Below are 16,607 nucleotides of genomic sequence, written 5' to 3'. Positions count from 1 at the left end.
TGACTGTGTCTATACACAGGACTCTGGCATCCCAGAGGAAGGCTGTCAACGGGGTTTACTCAAGAGGCCGATGGGGAAGCGTCGCTTTGACCTGCGAAAACAAGGGACACGGCGGACGCCGCTTTCATCGCGCGACCGTCAGCGCCGCCCGTCCTTCGCCTTCCGCTCGCTGGGCAGGAAGGCGTCCGGGTTGACGTAGCGGACGCGGCGCAGCCACAGGGCACCGCCGCCGATGCTGGCCATGACGAAGCCGGCGAGGGTCAGCAGGAGCATGAGGCTGCGCAGGAAGGCGGCGTCGATGCGCTCGTACACGGCCCAGCTCACGGTGCAGAGGACCACGCCGACCAGGAACAGGGCGAGCGAGCGCCAGGACATCCAGGTCTTGAGGGCGTGCAGCGGGTCGCCGTCCACCCACAGCAGCTGTGAACGACCGCTGCGCACCGCCGACTTGACAGCGGTCGCCGCGCCTTCGGGCTCGCCCTCCGGGGTCAGGTCGAGGTACTCCCAGAGGTCGGCGAGGGCCTCGTAGGCCTGCTGATCGTCGTAGTGCACGGGCTCGGCCGGGGTGCCGTCCTCGAGCGGTCCGTCCTCCTTGGCGCGGCGCTCGAACTCCTTGTTGATGACCTCGGTCGGCACCGGGACCTCGCCCTCGAGGATCCGCCGCAGATGCTGGCAGAACGCGTTGATGACGGGCTTGCGCCGGACCGAGTGCACCGCCTCCTTGAGGTCGGCCATGCCGCTCTCGCCGTAGGAGAGGTAGTCCCGCATGACGACGGCGAGGGCGTGTGTGGAGGGAGCGGCGGGGGCGGCGGGAACGGAGGGAGTGGGGGAAGTGGGAGGCGGCTGTTCGGTCATGGGGGTGTCCCTTCCCACTCAATACCGGCGGTACCCAAGGCGATTGGCAGTATAGACACTTACTCGTAAGGTATAGACACACACGCATCCTGAGAGGTGCAGCCAACGGGGGGCACACCGAGCAGTGGACAAGAAGACGCTCATAGCCATTCTCGCCGTCTGTGCATTCCTCTTCAGCGGCTGCGGGTTGGTCGCCGTCGTCGGCGGCGGAGCCGTCGCGGGCGTGGGCAGCATTCTGTCCGGCGTGGTCGGCGGCGACGACGGAGGCGACGGCAGCGGCGCCCCCTCGGGCACCGTCTGCGACCCGGGCGGGGAGGAGCTCCAGACCAACGTCCCCGGGGTCGGCTCCTACCGCGTGACCGAGGAGCAGATGGGCAACGCGGCCATCATCGTGCACGTCGGCGAGGCGACGAAGGTTCCCGACGACGGTCTGGTCATCGCCATCATGACGGCGCTCCAGGAGAGCCAGCTGCGCAACATCGACTACGGCGACCGCGACAGCATCGGCCTCTTCCAGCAGCGCCCGGCGGCCGGTTGGGGCTCGCACGACGAGATCATGGACCCCAACTACTCGGCCAAGGCGTTCTTCGGCGGTCCCAACCACCCGAGCCCGCCCAACCCCCGCGGTCTGCTGGGCGTGCCCAACTGGCAGCAGATGGACAAGGGCGCGGCCGCGCAGGCCGTCCAGGTCTCGGCCTTCCCCGACGCCTACTCCAAGTGGGAGGGCGTCGCGGGCCAGATCGTCGGCCGGGCCAAGAACATCGAGTGCTCGGACGTCGGTCTCAGCGGTGACGTCGGCAAGGTCATCCAGGCCGCGAAGAACCAGCTCGGGATCGACTACTGCTGGGCCGGCGGCGACGCCAAGGGCCCGACGTACACCAGTTACTGCCCGCAGGGCGTCTCCACGGGCTTCGACTGCTCCGGGCTCACCCTCTACGCGTACGCCCAGGTCGGCATCACCCTGGGCCACTACACGGGTGACCAGTGGAACGTGGGAAGCCGGGTGGAGTCGTACAGCGCTCTCCAGCCGGGGGACCTGATGTTCTGGTCGTCCGACGGATCGGTGGGCGGCATCCACCATGTGAGCATGTATCTCGGCAACGACGAGATGATCCATGCGCCGCGCACCGGGAAGACCGTCGAGATCGTCAAGCACGTCAGCGCGAACACCTACTGGATGAACCAGTGGATCGGCGGCTCACGGATCCTGAAGAGCTCGGGCGACAGCGGCTCCGCCGACACCGGCTCCACCGGCGCCACCGGCAACGACGGAACCGACTAGCCCGCACCAGCTCGAACCCCAAACCCCCGTCCCCCGTCCCAGGAGGCCCCTGTGATCGCAATGCCCCGCCGTGCGGCGGTCCTGTGCCTGGCGGCGGCGCTGGCCGGCCTCGCCGTCGCCGGCTGCACGAAGGACGACAAGGAGCCCGCCCCCGCGTCCTCCTCCCCCACGCCCTCGGTGAGCGCCGCGCCGGGCACCGGGCAGCAGACCTCCGAGCCGACCCCCTCGACCTCGGCCTCGGCGAGCCCGAGCGCCTCCGCCACGGGCGTCGACTTCGGCGATCCCGAGGCGGTGGCGTCGGCCTTCGTCTACTCCTACGTCCTGCAGGACTGGGCGGTCGACGGCCCGCGCGGCTATCTGGACCGCATCAGGCCGTACAGCACCGCCGCCTATGTGAAGAAGCTCCGGGACACCAGCAGCGACCGGTGCGACCTCATCTGCCAGGGCGACAAGAAGAGCGGGGTCAAGGTCACCGCGGACGACATCGGCACCGTGATCCCCGACGAGGCGCCGCGCTCCGCGAACTCGGCGTGGGTGCAGGTCTCCTACACCGAGCGGACCAGTTGGGAGGGCGGGGGCGACGGGTCGGACACCGGCATGGTCCTGGTCCTGACCAAGTCCGGCGGCAAGTGGCTGGTGAACGGTCGGATGGGCAGCGAGTGAGGCGAACGGGCCTCGCGTGAGGGCGTGTCAGACGTGCTGTTCGCTCAACGCAGCTGTGCCGGACCCATGTTGCCGAAGCCGTCGGCGAGAAGGGCGGCGAGGTCCATGTACGCGCCGCGGGTGGCGGACGTCACCTGGTCGTAGCGGATCGTGCCGCCCGCGTACAGCTGTGGGTCGTAGGGGATCCGCACCACATGGGTGCAGAGCTGCTGGAAGTAGTCCACCAGCGTGTTCATGTTGATCCCGACGGCCTTCGGGGCGTCCATGGTGATCACCACCACGGCGTCCCGCACGAGGTGCGGATAGCCCTGCGCGTACACCTCGTCCAGGGTCTTCGCGGCGCGGCGCGCGGCGTCGTAGCGCGGCGCGGCGACCACGACCAGCCGGTCGGTGGTGGCCAGCGTGCCCTTCATCGCCGAGTGCTTCATGCCGGTGCCGCTGTCGGTGATGACGATGTCGAAGGCCCGGGTGAGGATGTCCTGCGCGGTGCGGTACTGGTCCTCGTCGAACAACTCGCTGATGTCCGGGTTCTGTTCGCTCGCCGCGACCATCAACCGGTCGGCCTGGCCGAGGTACTGGTGGATCTGCACCGGCTCGACCAGCCCCTGGCCGACGCCTTCGCGCCGTCGGCGGTCCGCGATGACCAGGTCCCGTACGGTCGGCATGATCCGCTCGCCGAGCAGCCGGTCCGCGAGCGTGCCCGCGTGCGGGTTGGCGTCGATCACCACCGTGCGGTCGGCGCGGTAGCGGGCGAAGGTCAGCCCGAGCATGGCCGAGGTCGTCGTCTTGCCGACCCCGCCCTTGATACTGGTGACGCTGACCCGGTACGGCCGGGCCACCGGCGTCTGCAACCGGGCGAGCCGCTGCTGCTCGGGCCCGGAGGGCCGCCCGCCCCGGCCGGGCCAGCGCAGGAAGCCGCCCCGGGGGTCGGCGTCGCCGACGGCGGCCGGGGGCCGCTGGCCGCTGTACGGCTGCCCCGGATACGGCTGGGCGGCGACGTAGGGGTTGGCGGACGCGGCCTGCTGCGCCGGGTCCTGGCCGACCACGCCGTCCGGCAGGGGCGCGGGAGCGGGAGCCGGTCCGGGCGCGACCCCGTTCGGCAACGGCGCGGGGCTGGGACCGGGGCCGGGTCCGGGAGTCGGACCGGGTCCGGGCAGTGCGCCGTACGGCAGCGGCGCGGGAAGCGGTTGCGGGGCGGAGCCGCCGTTGTACTGCTGTGGCCCGCCGGACGCGCCGTTCGGTAGCGGCGTCGACTCCGGGGCCGGACCGGGGGCGGGGTTCGGTCCGGGGGCGGGGTTCGGTCCGGGGATCGGGCTCGGCGGCGCCGACGGCGTCGGAAGCACTCGGGCGTGGCTCGGGGGCAGTTCGTCTTCGTCCTGGTCGGCGGCCGACGACGCGCCGAAGGCGCTGTTCTCGGTCACGCTGTTCTCCCCCACCGTTCAGTGCCCGGCCGGGCCCCAAACCGTCAACCGAATCGCGGTCCTAGTCCTCCTTGCGAGTGTACAAGGACAGCAGTCGGCGGCTGACGGTCTGCGGCCGGGTGGGCTTGCCTGTTGCGTACTTGACCAGCATCTCTTCGAGGATGGCGGTCAGGTTCGTCCCCTCGACCTCGGCGCGGGCATGAGCCATGGCCAGGTAGCGCGCCGGGAAGCGGTTGACGACCGGCACCTTGCGGGCGTCCTCCGGCGGCAGCTCCGAGGGGACCTCGGGGCGCTTGGCGCCCTGCCGTTTGGGCGCCTGGCTCAGTTCGTTGCGCCGGCGTCGGCGCAGTACGCCGAGCGCCTCGGCCTCGGTGATGGGGCCGCGGTTGGATGTCCACTCGAGGGGTTCGAGCTCACCGGGCAGCGCCTGTCCCTCGTCCACCCCGTCGGGGCGTCGGGTGAGCGCCGCTTTGGACGTCACCATCCGTCGGCGATGCGACCGTCGAGGAATCTCCGAAGTGCTCATCGCCTCTCCAGTAAATCGACCGACGACTTGAGATGGGACATGCTCCACACCTGCGTAATTGCAAGTATGTACAGACACTACCTCATGGCATTCGGCACAACCATGTCATGGCTTCCTCACATCCTCTTCACGACATTCACCTGTCCCAAAGCAGCGTTTCCACTGCCCAGTTCCGACAGAAACAGCATGTCCGCGTCGGGCGCCCGCAGGTCCACCCCGAAGCAGATCCCGAGCAGGCAGGAGGATTCCGCCTCCGATCCCGCCGCCGGCCGCGTCCATTCCTCCGGGACCGTGGGCAGTCCGTCGACGAACAGCCACGGATAGCCGGCGAGATCCACGGCGAGCCCTTCCTCGGCCGGCCGGACGCCGATCAGCGGGGTGTCCGCTATCTCGGTCGTCTGGTCTCCGTCGAGCCGGGTGAAGCCCCACACGGCCGACAGGTACTCGACGTCGTCCTCCAGCTGCGGGCCCGTCCCGGCGCCGGCCTGGCTCATCTCCTGATCGTGCGCCAGAAACAGGCCGCGAGGCAGCGACAGCAGCAGCGCGGGACCGGCCTGATCGAGTATGTACGTCATGCGCGCGGACCATTCCCGGTCCCGTACGTCGAGCACGAGTGAACCGTGCGTGTTTCCGCGCACGGCATTCTTTCGCTTCATGACTGGCTCCCCCGACAACAGGCAATGAAGGCGTGGAAGTTACTGCTGCAACTTCCGTTCCGGAGAACATCATGGCAGCAAATCGGTCTCACGAAGTAACCGTTGTGACACAGCACGACTCTGAGTGCGCATCAATGATCAGTCTTGTCGTCGCCGGTATCCACCCCTGCGTAAAAAAGCAGGTGAGAGCCGTGCGGCCGGTGTCAGCGCCCCAGCGAGTCCCGGCTTCTGAGCTGGTCACGATGGCGTCGCGCGGCGCGCAACTGAGGTTCGGTGCCGGGCACTTTCAGCCAGATCCGGACAACAGCCTCGCCGATACGCTCGTACTCCTCGGGGTCGGTGACACGCAACCAGCAGTAGTGAGCGTTTGCTGCGCACTGCCGAACCTGGGCGCTGCGGTCGCCCGACAGCTCCAACCAGTCGGCGGTGAGGGCGAGATAGAGGTCGGCGGCCCGGGTCCAGTCGTTCGCGAGGGTGATGATGTGGGCGCGCACCGCCCGTGCCTGCAGGACGTGCGGATGCGAGCTGCCGAAGAGCAGGGCCACCTCGCGCTCCAGGTCCGCGGCGAGGGTGAGCGCGGCTTCGATGCGGCCGCTCCCGCCCGCCTCGGATATCCGGGCCAGCCGGTCCCGGAAGCGCTCGGGCGCCTCGGGCGTCTCCACGGCGTCCGACCACTGCGCGTTGAGCACGATGGTCTGGGTGCGCGGGCCGCGCGGTGAGGCGGGGGACGCGGGCAGCGCCGTAGGAACGCCTGCGGGCGGGGTCCGTCCGCCGGTGCGGCCGGACGGATCGTGCTCGGCGGCCTCGGCGTCCTCCTCCACCCGTCCGTCCGGATGGAGCAGCAACGGCCAGGTGGAGCCGTCCGGTTCGAACGCCAGGGCCCGCAGGGGCCGCCCCTGTCGCACGGCCATCCCGAGGGCGGTGCTCAGCGCCGCACCGCGCACGGCGGCCAGGTCGCCGCCGTCCGGAACGACAACGGGGACTCCGCCGACGCTGGCCCGTCCGTCCGCGTACACCACGATGGTGAGCTGCGGGGTCTCGCGCCCTGTCTCCCGCTGTGCGGCCGGGTCGGTCATCGTGAGCCCCCCTTCGTGGTTCCCCTTTCGTGGTTCCCGACCATGATAGGGCGGGCCCCGCGAACAGTAGACTGTGTATTGACACTAGCGAGGGGGATCAGAGGGGGATCTGATGAGCAACGCAAACGGGGTGGGCATGACCGCCTGGGTCAGCCTGGCCGTCTCGGCGGTCGGCCCTGCGGGCGACCGCCCCTACGACGTCTGGCTCGCCGAGGTCGAGCGGATCGCCGTGGACCTCTGGCTGATGTCCGCACCGGGCGGTTCGACCGCGCGGCTGGCCGAGGCCCTCTCGACCTGCACGCCGGTCACCGGAGTGCTGGCCCAGGCGCATGTCGACGGCGGGCGGGCCGGAGCCCGGCTCGTGGTGCGGGTGCCGGGCGCGGACGGCGGACCCGGGCAGGAGTACACCTTCCACACCGAGGAGTTGACCGGCCGCAGGGCGCGGGACGTGCTGGAGCGGGCGCAGTCCCTCATCGGCGCCGGCGTCCGGCTGCTGCTGAGCCCGGGCGAGGCAGGCGCGCAGCGCGTCCTGCACATCAGCGACTCGGGCGAGCGCGAGCCGGGAGCGGTCCTGGCCCCCGCGACGCACAGCAGCGCCCGCGCGCCGCAGCAGCCCGTAGCCGCCCCGGTGCACGAGCACCAGCCCGCCCCCGCGCCGGTACACGAGCACCGGCCGGCGGAGTCGGCTTCCGCGCCGACGCCGATCCCGGCCCAGGCCCCGGCCCAGGCGCCAGCCCAGGTCCAGGCCCCGGCTCCCGCGCCCGTCCCGGTCCCGGAGGCCGCCCCGGCGCCCTCCGCCGAGCCCCCGGCGCCCCGGGCGACGGTCGGGGTCGCCTGGGAGGAGGGTTCGGTGTCGGTGTGGCGGAACATCAACCGGAACTGGCCCAAGGCGTACCGCACTTCGTGCCTGCTCGCGGTGCGCGAGCGCGTGGCGGTGGACGACGAGGGCCTGGTGCTCAACCTCGACGAGCTGATCGAGCTGGCTCAGCAGTCCCCCGACCCGGACACTCCCCGGGGCAAGGACATCGCCGCCCGCTTCCCGGCCTGACGGCCAGGCAGATCTACGGCCCGACGGAGATTCAGCTCCGGCGCGCCCGTCGCTCGCGCAGGCGGCGTACGGCGCGCCGGGCGTTCTCCTCGGCCCGGGCCCACAGCACCAGCGCCCCGCAGATCAGCGCGCCGAGCAGGCCGGCGCGGCCGCCGAGGACGGCGTAGGTCAGGGTGCCGCCGACGGTGGAGGCCAGGAAGGTCCAGGCCAGGGTGCGCCAGCGGGCGGTGCGGGGCGGGAACGCGTAGACCACCACGACGCTGCCGAAGGCGAGCGCCCCGACGGCCACGATCGCCTGCGCGTAGTACAGCCACCAGTCCGCGATCACCTCGGCCTGCTGGCGGACGAGAGTCATCCAGATCAGGAACGCGAAGAGGACCTTCAGGTGCTCGAACAGCGGGGAGGTCAGCCCGGACCTGGCCCGCCACCGGCCGAGGAGGCCGCCACGGGCCGACGGGGCGTCCTTGCCCGACGCGCCCTTCACCGCCGCACGACCGGGCTTGCCCGCCGCACGACCGGGCTTGCCCGCCGAACCCGTACCCGTGCCCGCGCCCTTCCGCGACTTCCCCTTCTGCCGGGCTTTCGCCGACGCCGTCCTGCTCATCCCGCTCCCCCGCTCACTCCCCGGCTCATTCCCTCGCTCACTCCCCCGCCAGGGTCACCGTCGTGACCTCCCAGCCGATGTCGCCCTTCGTCATGACCAGGCTCATCTTCAGGGTCCCCTGGTCCGCGTTCTGCGTGTCCATGATGACCGTCAGCTCCGCCTCGCCGTTCTGCTGGGCGGTCGGGTCGGGGTCGCTGACGGACGCCACGGTGGCGCCGCCGCCGATCTGGGACAGATAGCGGTCCCAGTCCTCGGCCAGCTGCGGGCGCACCTTGTCCCGGGCGTCCGGGGCGAGGCGCGGCAGCCCGGCGAGGAAGTCCTCCGCCGTACCGCTGTCGGGGTCGTACTTGACGTACGCCCCGGCGAACGCCTTCGCCACCTCCTGCGGGGACGACTCGCTGCTCAGCGAGCCGCCGTACCCGCCGGAGATCAGCGACGCCGGGCGGGGCACGTAGAGCGGGGACAGCGGGCGGGCCGCCGGGGTGGCCGGCTTGGCCTCCTCGGCGGCCGCCTGCTGGGTGGCGCGGGTGCGGGCGTTGATGTTGTTCAGCACCAGACCCAGCACGACCAGCAGGATGGCGAGGGCCGCGAGCCTGCGGCCGCGGTGCGTCACGGCGTACCGCCCGAGCTCGTGTTCGGCTGGCTCGGCACGGGGGCCCCGGCGGCCTGCTGCACGTTCGTGAGCGCGTACTGCACCTGCTGGGTGGTCGCCTCCGCGTTGCCCAGCACGCCCCGCAGGTCGTTGAGCGCCGAGGACAGGGCGGTGGCCACCGGTATCTCCGCGGCGATCGCGTCGACGCGCTGGAGCAGTTGCAGCCGTCCGTCGGCCGTGGCCGTCTGGCTGGTGGGCTGCGGCGGCAGCTCGTGCGCCACGCGCTGGAACACGTCCACGCTGACCTGCACGTTGGCGGCCCGGCCGACCGCGTCGATGCGGTCCGGCACCCCGTGCGAGGCGACGGCCTCCGAGGCGGCCCGGCGCTCCACGTCGGTGTACAGGCTGCCCGAGTTGACCTGACCGGAGAGCCGCCACAGGGCCTCGCCCGCCGCATGGCTGCGGTCGATGTTGGCCGGGTTGTTGTCGTACATCGCCAGCACCCGGTCGAGGTTGCCCGAGGCCTGCTGCGGGGTGAGCTGGTTGCGGGACAGCAGGTCCTCGCCGCGCTCGGCCGGCCGGACGCGACGCGCCTCGTCGATGCCGCCGGTCGCGCTGCGCCGCAGGTTGTTGGGGTGCTGCGGGTCGTCCTGGTGACGGATGCCGGTGCGCGGGTCGCGCAACGCGTCGAAGTGCTCGCGCTCCATGGCGTCCGCGCCGGCCGTGTCGCCCATGCTGCGCCGGTGCGCGATCGCCGACACCGCGGCCTCGTGCCCCGGCTGCTGCGCCCGCTGCTGACGCCTGCGCTGCAGTCCCTCGCGCGCCGCGGTGCTCCTGCTGAGCAGATCGGTCGAAGCCCGCCTCTCCTCGCGCTCCTGGCCCTCCTCGTAGCCGGACTTGCCGGCGTCCTTGGCGTCGCTGAGCTTGCCGAGGCCGGCTCGGGTGCGCTTGCCGAGGTTGGGCGCGTTCTTCAGCAGGCCCTGGCCGGCCGCCTTCATACGGGCGCCGGCCGACAGCGTCTGCCCCGACGCGGAGGCCGCCGCGGCCGCCCCGCTGGCGCCCGCGACCGCGCTGGCGCCGCCGGTGGCGATGGCGAGGCCGGCCTGGCCGGCGAGCTGCGCGGTCTGCTTGGCGAGGTTGGCCCCGACGCCGACGATCTGGTGGCCGGCCTGCTTGTCGCCCATCGCCATGCCGGAGAGCGCGCGCATGGCGGGTTTGGCGTACACGCCCAGCAGTACGGTCATCAGGGCGCAGGTGAGGATCTTCAGCAGCCAGCCGTGGTCACCGCCGGGCGCGAGGATCATGGTGTCCATATAGGTGACGATCACCAGGCCCAGGCCCCAGCCGCACTGGCGGAAGACGTTGATGAGGAACAGCTCGCCCAGGGCGATCGCCGCGACCCGGGAGGGGCCGGGGAAGATGCCCAGCAGCAGATAGAACGGCGCGAAGATCATCAGCGTGAAGACGCCCAGCTTGGCGGCGAGCAGCATCGCGCAGATGAAGTACACGCTGGAGTTGATGATGATGCCGCCGAGGACGCTCATCGCGGAGGCGGACAGCCGGGCGGTGAAGTCGTTGCCGCTGGCCATCCGCAGGACGGCCTCGTCGGCGGGCTTGACGTGCCGTTCGTCCGAACCCCTGAGCCACTGGAGGTTCTTGCTGTCCTTGCCTCCGAAGCACATGCGGAAGTTGTGCTGGTCGTTCTCGTGACAGAGGTCGTTGCCCCAGAGTTTGAGGAAGGGCACCTTGTCGACGTACTTCTTGTCCCAGGCCATGTTGCCGGACTTGCTGTCGCTGCCGACCTCGTTGCTGGTGCCGTTCCAGTTGGCGATCTGGCTGATGACCTCGACGCCCTTCGCGTCGAGCTTGCCGTCCGCGGTCACGCCCACGAACTGGGCGTTGAGCATCGCGGGACCCCACTTGTCGGTGTCCGCCTGACTGTTGCCCACCTGCCCGTAAAGCCAGGGCGTGTACACGAGGGGTGTCCACAGGGCGTCCTGGACGCAGGAGGCGGCTTCGGCCTGGGAGTCCTCGTTGCACAGGGAGGTGTCGGCGCGGCCGGTGGACGGCAGTTTCGCCAGGGACTGGTAGCCCGTCGCGGTCACCGAGCCGACCAGCGAGTTGATCTTCGAGCCGGCGGCGACCGGATTCGCCTGGAACCAGAAGAACAGGCCCGCTATCAGCAGCATCCAGCCGAAGCCCTTGAGGACGGCCGTCACTCTGCCGTTCGGCCCCAGGTTCTTCATGCCCAGATAGATGCCGCCGAGCGCGCCGACCAGCCCCAGGAACGGGGCCGCGATGTTCGACATGGCCTCGGCGACGTTGGCGATGGGTTCCTGGAGGAAGCTGAACGGGTCCTTGCCGAAGGACCAGCCGACCAGCGCCATGGTGAACAGGGCGAAGATCTTGGAGAGGTTGAAGATGCCGTTCGGCAGGAAGAGGGCCCAGCGGTTCATGGAGAAGCAGCCGGGCGTCCAGCCGAACGCGTTCCACTCCAGGCCAGCCATGCCGTAGCGGTGGTAGGAGGGCTTGGGACCCTTGTACGGCCACTCGTCGGCCTTGGGGACGTACGTCTCCAGCTCCGACGCCTTGACGCTGCGGTCGACCTGGTCGGTGCCGAGGAAGGACTCCAGGCCGCTGCCGCGGGCCTGCGGCGAGGGGACGTCGAAGGGGCCGCAGATGGCCTTGATGTCGTCCTCGAGGGCGAACGACGGTGTGGCCATGCTGAACCACAGGGTGACCGTCGACATCAGGGCGAGCAGCACGATGACCGCCCGCCGCCGCATCTTCCGCAGCCGGACGCGCCGTTCGCGCGTGCTCGGCCGGGGTCGCTTCGAGGCCGGTACGTCCCGGAAGGACGTCAGCCGGGTACGTGCCTCAGCAGTCGAGGCGATGGCCATGCGGATCCCCCGTGGCTCCTAGGACTTTCACCCGATGTGTATATACGCTAGAGACGTTAGCACGCGGGTCTGACACAACTGGTTTGGTTTCAGGGCCGCATGAAGGCGGCGTACGAAGGCGACGCGCGGACGGGGCACCGGGGGGCGGGCGATGGGGCAGAGGACCCCGAGGCGGGACGGTGAACCCTCGATCCACGAGGCCGCCCTGGACAATCTGCGCCGCGGCGCGAAGCCCGTACTCATCTTCCTGAGCGGCCTGTTCGGCCTGATGGCGCTCTACGTCGTCGGGGGCCTTGTCATCGCCCAGAACTCCATGCCCACGGTCCCCGACACGATCGGGACCGGGACCTCCGGGACCTCCGGGACCGGCACGCAGACCTCGGCCACGCCCGCCTCCTCGGCCTCCGCCACCGGCGGCGACACGACCGGCAGCGCGGCAGCCGACGCCTGGCGGAGCGGTCTGGTCGCCTTCCTGAGCGACGCCGTGAAGAAGGACTCCGCGCGCTGGTTCCCCGGGGCCACCGCCGAGACGGACGGCCTCACCTACACCCCGCTCTCCCCCGACGACCCCGGCACGGCGGACCGGCACGACGGCCTGGCCCGCGTGTTCTACCACGACCTGCCCGACGCCGAAGCCGAAGCCGCCCTCGGCGCGGTCTCCCGCGACGGGAAGGTCGACCCGGCGGACCTCGACGTCACCGGCTACCGCGGCACGGACGACAGTTGGACGCTCACCTTCACGGTCGGGGTGCGCGGGACGGACGCCCCGCTCGGGGGCGAGGCCGAGGGGTACACCACACCCTCCGGGGCCACGGTGATCCTGCGCCTCGTCTATCCCAAGGGCGCCGCCGGGTCCGGGGGCTGACGTCATGACCGTACGAACATGTCCTGAGCGCGGAACGGAGAAGGTGTGCTGAAGACGCCGAAAACGGTGAAGACACAGCGAACCAGGGCGGTGGCGGTGATCGCCGTCGCGGCGGGGCTGGTCCTGTCGGGCTGCGGCGGCGGAGGAGACGACGGAGGGAAGGGCGACGGCAGGAGCAGCGCGTCCGCCTCGCCGACCCCGACCGTGCAGGCGGACCCGTATCTCAAAGCGCCCTGGCGGCTGCAAGTGGTCAACCTCCTCACCGCGCTGCGGACTCCGGAGACCGGCAAGTACCGCAACTGGATGTCGGACGACCCGGAGTACTGGACCACCGACTTCATCTACACGCCCCGCGACTCGGGCGACCCGGGCTGGAGCAACCGCGGCTCCGACGGGACCTCCGTCGTCTACCCGGGGAAGATGGACCCCACGGAGAAGAAGACGTTCTTCAAGGCGCTCACCCACGACGGCACGGTCCTCGCCGACACCCTCACCGTCGTCGACGCGTACGGCGAGCCCGTCACGGGCGACGGGCCCTACAAGTTCACCTTCACCGTGAAGACCAGCGACGGGAAGCAGCTCAGCGGCATGGCGCTCGGCAGCCCGGCCACCGACGCCGATCACAGCACCATCGGCCGCATCACCTACGACTCCACCTCCGCCACCGAAGCCGCCTCCGCTTCCTGAGGGCTCTGCTCACACGCCGAGATAGGCCGCCGGCGGCACCGGATCGTCGTCCTCTCCCCGCGCGGGAAGGTCGCCCCCGGCGGGTTCCTCGCCCTCCGCCGTGCCGCCGCCCTTCTTCGCCTCGATCTCCCGGCGCGCGCCGGCCGCCTCCTCGCCGAAGATCTCGGCGATGATGCGGGTCATCTTCTCCGGGTCCTTCTCCGGGTTGGTGTCGAAGATGTCGAGGACGAAGTCGTGGATGAACTCCACCTTCATCCGGGCGAGTTTGCCGGTGCGGTCCTTGAACACGCAGACGCCCTTGCCGACGCCGCTCAGCGACAGCACCGCGCCCACGTTCGCGTCGTTGGGCTCGACGCCGAGGAACTCGCAGGTCCTGAACGCCTCGTCCTTGGACGTCGTGCCGAAGGCCCACACACCGGTGACGAAGCTGGAGTCGAAGTCCCCGGCGGACTGCGAGATCAGCCGCAGAAACGTGTTGCGGGAACGGCCCAGGCGCTTGATCCGGTCCACCAGGGTGCGGGCGCGCGGGTTGTCCTTGCTGGTGTGCCACTCGTCCCAGGTGATCGCCTTGGGGATCGCCGGGTCGAGGGTGGCCATGATGTTCCAGGTGTTGTCCGCCATCAGACCCGAGATCACGTCCGACAGCAGCTCGCGCTCGGACATCATCTCCGGCGGCTTGCCCGGGTCCGGCATCTGCAGACCGAGCGTGCAGAAGATCACCGTGTAGCCGACGGGGATGCGGAACGGCTGCGGGGCCCGGCCGAAGACCAGCTGGCCGAGCCGGGTGCGGGACACCTCGCGGTAGCGGCGGGCGGGCGGGCCGGAGAACTGGCGGCAGCGCTCCTGGTTGATGTTGCCGGGCGACGGCGGCAGCTTCTCCCAGGCCTCCAGGATCTCCACGACCCGCATGAGGTACGTCGATCCGCTGCCCTCGTTGATGGCCGCGCCGACCGCCTGCCGGATCACGTCGCCGAAGTCGCTGCCGCTCTGGCCCGCCAGCAGGTCGGGGACCAGCCGCAGCAGCGTCTCGCGCATCAGCTGCGCCGCGTCCTCCGGGGTCTCCGCCTGGGCGGCCGGGTCGAGCATGCCGGCCTCGGCGTCGTAGACGTTGACACAGATGATCTTGTCGGGGTTGAGGCCCAGTTCCGTCGCGTACTTCTTCAGGACCAGGTAGTCGCCCTTGGGGTCCCAGATCACCTGGGTGATGCCGCGCAGCGCGTCCTCCCAGACCGGCTTGAGGCCGCGGCTGACGGTCTTGCCGCCGCCCGGGTCGCCGGGGACGCCCTCGGTCGGGGCGAGCTGGGACTGGGTCGCGTACAGCATGTGGTCGACGAAGACCGGCTCGGCGGGCTGGCCGCCGGCGCCGATGGTGTAGCCCTGGTAGAGGCCCTCGCCGTCGCCGACCGCCGGGGAGATGTGCGGCATGCCCGCGGCGAGGTAGTCCAGCGGGACGCGCCGGATGTAGTCGCTGTCGAGGGGGCGGCCGCCGGGCAGCGACTCGTAGAAGAAGAACTTCTGGTGGGTGGGCGGCCCGTCCACCGTGTACCCGGCCTCGCGCATGGACCGTACGAAATCCCGCGCGTTCTCGCGGAGTTGGTCCTTGTCCGTGTCGGCGACGCCGAACAGGGCGCGCATCCGAACGAACGGGGTGCGGTGGTGGTCCACGAGATACTTCATCTGTGTGGCCAGTTCCCGCTTCTGATGGTAAGTCAGGTCGGTCGAGACGCCGGCTTCCTTGTCGTTGAAGAACTGCTCCTCGACGTTGCGCAGCGCCTTGTCCGCGTCCTTGCGGGTGTCGTTCAGCTCCTGGATCTCGAAGCCGATCGACTGCACGACCGGGAACGGCAGCGCGTCCTTGTGGTGCAGCCACAGCGTCCCGGGGAAGTTGATCTCCTCCGGCCCGAGCGAGAGCGCGAACCAGATCTGGTACGACGTGCCGGTGACCGTCTCGTGGCGCAGGCACTTGTAGTCGTACTTGCCGATCCGGCCGAGCGGCTCGCGGGTCACCTCGCCGCCGCACAGCGCCTGCAGCTCGCCGGGGCCGTAGCGCTGCGGGGCGACGGCGGACGGGTCGGGGGCGTGCAGTCCCGGATGCGTGAGATGCAGCAGCAGCATCTCCGCCTCCTGCCGGCCCACCGGCTGGCCGCGCAGCGGGGACCCGGCCAGGGTGTTGCGGATGTCCCGGGCCGTGTCGTGCCACACCTCGATCTCGTCCAGGGGCGGCATCTCGTCCTCGAGGTCCAGCGGCCGGCGCATCCGCTCCCAGGCCCGCTGGGCGCGGCCCCAGGCGCCGTTGTACGAGGCGCGGTCGCCGAGCCGGACGACGAGGTAGACCCGCTTGACGGGCCAGACGGCGTCGTTGATGCGGTCGCGGGTGTCGGAGAGCAGCCCGGGCCAGCCGGGCGCCGGGATGCCCTGGCGCTTGGTGCGCTCGTCCAGCCGCTCGGCCCAGGCGTCCGCGTTGAACGGGAACTCCGTGGTGATCAGCCGGGTCTCGTGGCCCAGCCCGCGGGGCAGTCCGGACAGCCCGGCGTACACCTGGGCGAGGCCGGCCCGCTTGTCGAGCGGGCTCATCAGCTCCCAGCTGCGGGTCGGCACCCGCACCAGCGTGTACGCCCCGAAGGCGTCCAGCATGATCACGTCGTCCAGGTAGCGGTAGCCGATGCGGGACGGCGCCTGGTAGCCGTCCGGCAGGAGGCGGGAGACGACGTTCTTCACCTGTCAGCCCTTCCGGGGTCTGGTCGACTGCCGTTCTTGCACGGCCTGTTCGTGCTCTTCGGCGTGTTCGCGCTCTTCGGCCGATTCGTGCTCGTCGGGCTCTTCGTGCGCGTCACGCTGTTCGGGCGGGGGTACCGCCGACGGGGGCACGGCCTTCCACCCGTTGGGCAGGGGCGTCCTGGGCGCGAGCCCCGGCAACAGGTCGGGCCGGGCCCGCCACAGCACGACGCGGTACGACCGCGGGCCGTGGCCCTTGCGCACGGGCACGCCCTTGCGGTGCACGGGATCGTCCATCCAGTCCCGTACCGCCGCCCGCACCAGGCCGAAGATGCCGAGGTTGTGGCGGACCGGACGCCGGGAGGCGGCCACCGCGAAGACCGGCGGCACGAAGAGGACGAAGAGATAGGGGACGCCCCGGGGCGAGGTCGTGCCGAACAGATGCGCCAGCACCTTGATCGGCGGGGCGAAGACCATGTTGTAGGCCATCACCCAGACGAAGAGGGTGACGGCGAAGATCTTGATGTCGTCGACGAACAGCCCTTCCTTCAAAGGGATGTTCGCCTTGCCGACCTTGCGCAGGGCCTTCTTGACCTTGAACGCCTCGGTGTAGTCCCGCAAGGTCACGGTCTCGTCGCTCATCGCACCTCACCCCCTGGTGATCTCTGCGTGCACGACCGGCGCCGGGCGGCCCCGAGGGCCGCCCGGCAGGCCGGG

General features: G+C 70.7%; 15 protein-coding genes. 5 read left to right on the top strand and 10 right to left on the bottom strand.

Annotation, left to right across the window (positions count from 1 at the left end; translation table 11 throughout):
- Nucleotides 1-138: 138 nt before the first annotated feature.
- Nucleotides 139-855 (bottom strand): hypothetical protein, encoded by a 717-nt coding sequence (locus tag OG562_RS23195; protein ID WP_266400807.1) that lies wholly within the window; start codon nucleotides 853-855, stop codon nucleotides 139-141.
- A 124-nt stretch (nucleotides 856-979) separates the two neighbouring features.
- Here OG562_RS23195 and OG562_RS23190 point away from each other — a divergent pair, with 124 nt between their 5' ends.
- The gene (locus OG562_RS23190; protein WP_266400806.1) at nucleotides 980-2,137 is read left to right on the top strand and encodes a C40 family peptidase; all 1,158 of its coding nucleotides are present in this window, start codon (nucleotides 980-982) and stop codon (nucleotides 2,135-2,137) included.
- Nucleotides 2,138-2,188: 51 nt separating this feature from the next.
- Nucleotides 2,189-2,800 carry a hypothetical protein gene (locus OG562_RS23185; protein ID WP_266400803.1) on the top strand — a complete coding sequence of 204 codons (612 nt, stop codon included), beginning with the start codon at nucleotides 2,189-2,191 and terminating at the stop codon, nucleotides 2,798-2,800.
- 44 nt (nucleotides 2,801-2,844) lie between these two features.
- Here OG562_RS23185 and OG562_RS23180 read toward each other — a convergent pair whose 3' ends face one another.
- The 4 genes from OG562_RS23180 to OG562_RS23165 all read right to left on the bottom strand — a co-directional run bounded on the left by OG562_RS23180 (nucleotide 2,845) and on the right by OG562_RS23165 (nucleotide 6,479).
- The gene (locus tag OG562_RS23180; protein ID WP_266400800.1) at nucleotides 2,845-4,221 is read right to left on the bottom strand and encodes a MinD/ParA family protein; all 1,377 of its coding nucleotides are present in this window, start codon (nucleotides 4,219-4,221) and stop codon (nucleotides 2,845-2,847) included.
- Nucleotides 4,222-4,282: 61 nt separating this feature from the next.
- Nucleotides 4,283-4,705 (bottom strand): hypothetical protein, encoded by a 423-nt coding sequence (locus tag OG562_RS23175; protein ID WP_266400799.1) that lies wholly within the window; start codon nucleotides 4,703-4,705, stop codon nucleotides 4,283-4,285.
- Nucleotides 4,706-4,863: 158 nt separating this feature from the next.
- Entirely contained in the window at nucleotides 4,864-5,403 is a 540-nt protein-coding gene (locus OG562_RS23170) for a hypothetical protein (protein ID WP_266400797.1), read from the bottom strand.
- A 203-nt stretch (nucleotides 5,404-5,606) separates the two neighbouring features.
- Nucleotides 5,607-6,479, bottom strand: coding sequence for a hypothetical protein (locus OG562_RS23165; protein WP_266400794.1), 873 nt, complete (start codon nucleotides 6,477-6,479; stop codon nucleotides 5,607-5,609).
- Between the two features lie 112 nt (nucleotides 6,480-6,591).
- Between OG562_RS23165 and OG562_RS23160 the strand changes: the two genes are divergently transcribed.
- Entirely contained in the window at nucleotides 6,592-7,527 is a 936-nt protein-coding gene (locus OG562_RS23160; protein WP_266400792.1) for a hypothetical protein, read from the top strand.
- A gap of 31 nt (nucleotides 7,528-7,558) precedes the next feature.
- On the opposite strand, the gene OG562_RS23155 is transcribed toward OG562_RS23160, so the two are convergent.
- From OG562_RS23155 to OG562_RS23145, 3 genes are read right to left on the bottom strand one after another with little or no spacing between them, the layout of a single operon-like run.
- A complete protein-coding gene (locus OG562_RS23155) occupies nucleotides 7,559-8,131 on the bottom strand; it encodes a hypothetical protein (RefSeq protein ID WP_266400790.1) in 573 nt (190 codons plus the stop codon).
- Nucleotides 8,132-8,168: 37 nt separating this feature from the next.
- Entirely contained in the window at nucleotides 8,169-8,744 is a 576-nt protein-coding gene (locus tag OG562_RS23150) for a hypothetical protein (protein WP_266400789.1), read from the bottom strand.
- Nucleotides 8,741-11,623 (bottom strand): hypothetical protein, encoded by a 2,883-nt coding sequence (locus OG562_RS23145; RefSeq protein ID WP_266400786.1) that lies wholly within the window; start codon nucleotides 11,621-11,623, stop codon nucleotides 8,741-8,743. The genes OG562_RS23150 and OG562_RS23145 overlap by 4 nt, the downstream gene beginning before the upstream one ends.
- Before the next feature lie 151 nt (nucleotides 11,624-11,774).
- Here OG562_RS23145 and OG562_RS23140 point away from each other — a divergent pair, with 151 nt between their 5' ends.
- Nucleotides 11,775-12,488 (top strand): hypothetical protein, encoded by a 714-nt coding sequence (locus OG562_RS23140; RefSeq protein ID WP_266400784.1) that lies wholly within the window; start codon nucleotides 11,775-11,777, stop codon nucleotides 12,486-12,488.
- A 66-nt stretch (nucleotides 12,489-12,554) separates the two neighbouring features.
- Nucleotides 12,555-13,175, top strand: coding sequence for a hypothetical protein (locus OG562_RS23135; RefSeq protein ID WP_266400782.1), 621 nt, complete (start codon nucleotides 12,555-12,557; stop codon nucleotides 13,173-13,175).
- A 9-nt stretch (nucleotides 13,176-13,184) separates the two neighbouring features.
- Here the strand turns inward: OG562_RS23135 and OG562_RS23130 are convergent, their stop codons facing one another.
- Together OG562_RS23130 and OG562_RS23125 are read right to left on the bottom strand one after the other, a co-directional pair.
- Complete coding sequence (locus tag OG562_RS23130; protein ID WP_266400779.1) at nucleotides 13,185-15,893, bottom strand: ATP-binding protein; 2,709 nt, start codon at nucleotides 15,891-15,893, stop codon at nucleotides 13,185-13,187.
- A gap of 3 nt (nucleotides 15,894-15,896) precedes the next feature.
- On the bottom strand, nucleotides 15,897-16,532 hold the full coding sequence (locus OG562_RS23125; RefSeq protein WP_266400778.1) for a hypothetical protein: 636 nt from the start codon (nucleotides 16,530-16,532) through the stop codon (nucleotides 15,897-15,899).
- Between the last annotated feature and the right edge of the window lie 75 nt (nucleotides 16,533-16,607).

Origin of the sequence: Streptomyces sp. NBC_01275 (assembly GCF_026340655.1) — a bacterium.
GTDB lineage: Bacteria > Actinomycetota > Actinomycetes > Streptomycetales > Streptomycetaceae > Streptomyces.
Note: the sequence above shows the minus strand (reverse complement) of the source record. Positions and strands in the feature narration are given on the sequence as shown.

Coding starts and splice junctions, on each gene's coding strand:
- OG562_RS23145 (WP_266400786.1), bottom strand. CDS start 11,623: ATGGCCATCGCCTCGACTGCTGAGGCACGTACCCGGCTGACGTCCTTC.
- OG562_RS23170 (WP_266400797.1), bottom strand. CDS start 5,403: ATGAAGCGAAAGAATGCCGTGCGCGGAAACACGCACGGTTCACTCGTG.
- OG562_RS23175 (WP_266400799.1), bottom strand. CDS start 4,705: ATGGTGACGTCCAAAGCGGCGCTCACCCGACGCCCCGACGGGGTGGAC.
- OG562_RS23125 (WP_266400778.1), bottom strand. CDS start 16,532: ATGAGCGACGAGACCGTGACCTTGCGGGACTACACCGAGGCGTTCAAG.
- OG562_RS23195 (WP_266400807.1), bottom strand. CDS start 855: ATGACCGAACAGCCGCCTCCCACTTCCCCCACTCCCTCCGTTCCCGCC.
- OG562_RS23165 (WP_266400794.1), bottom strand. CDS start 6,479: ATGACCGACCCGGCCGCACAGCGGGAGACAGGGCGCGAGACCCCGCAG.
- OG562_RS23140 (WP_266400784.1), top strand. CDS start 11,775: ATGGGGCAGAGGACCCCGAGGCGGGACGGTGAACCCTCGATCCACGAG.
- OG562_RS23155 (WP_266400790.1), bottom strand. CDS start 8,131: ATGAGCAGGACGGCGTCGGCGAAAGCCCGGCAGAAGGGGAAGTCGCGG.
- OG562_RS23160 (WP_266400792.1), top strand. CDS start 6,592: ATGAGCAACGCAAACGGGGTGGGCATGACCGCCTGGGTCAGCCTGGCC.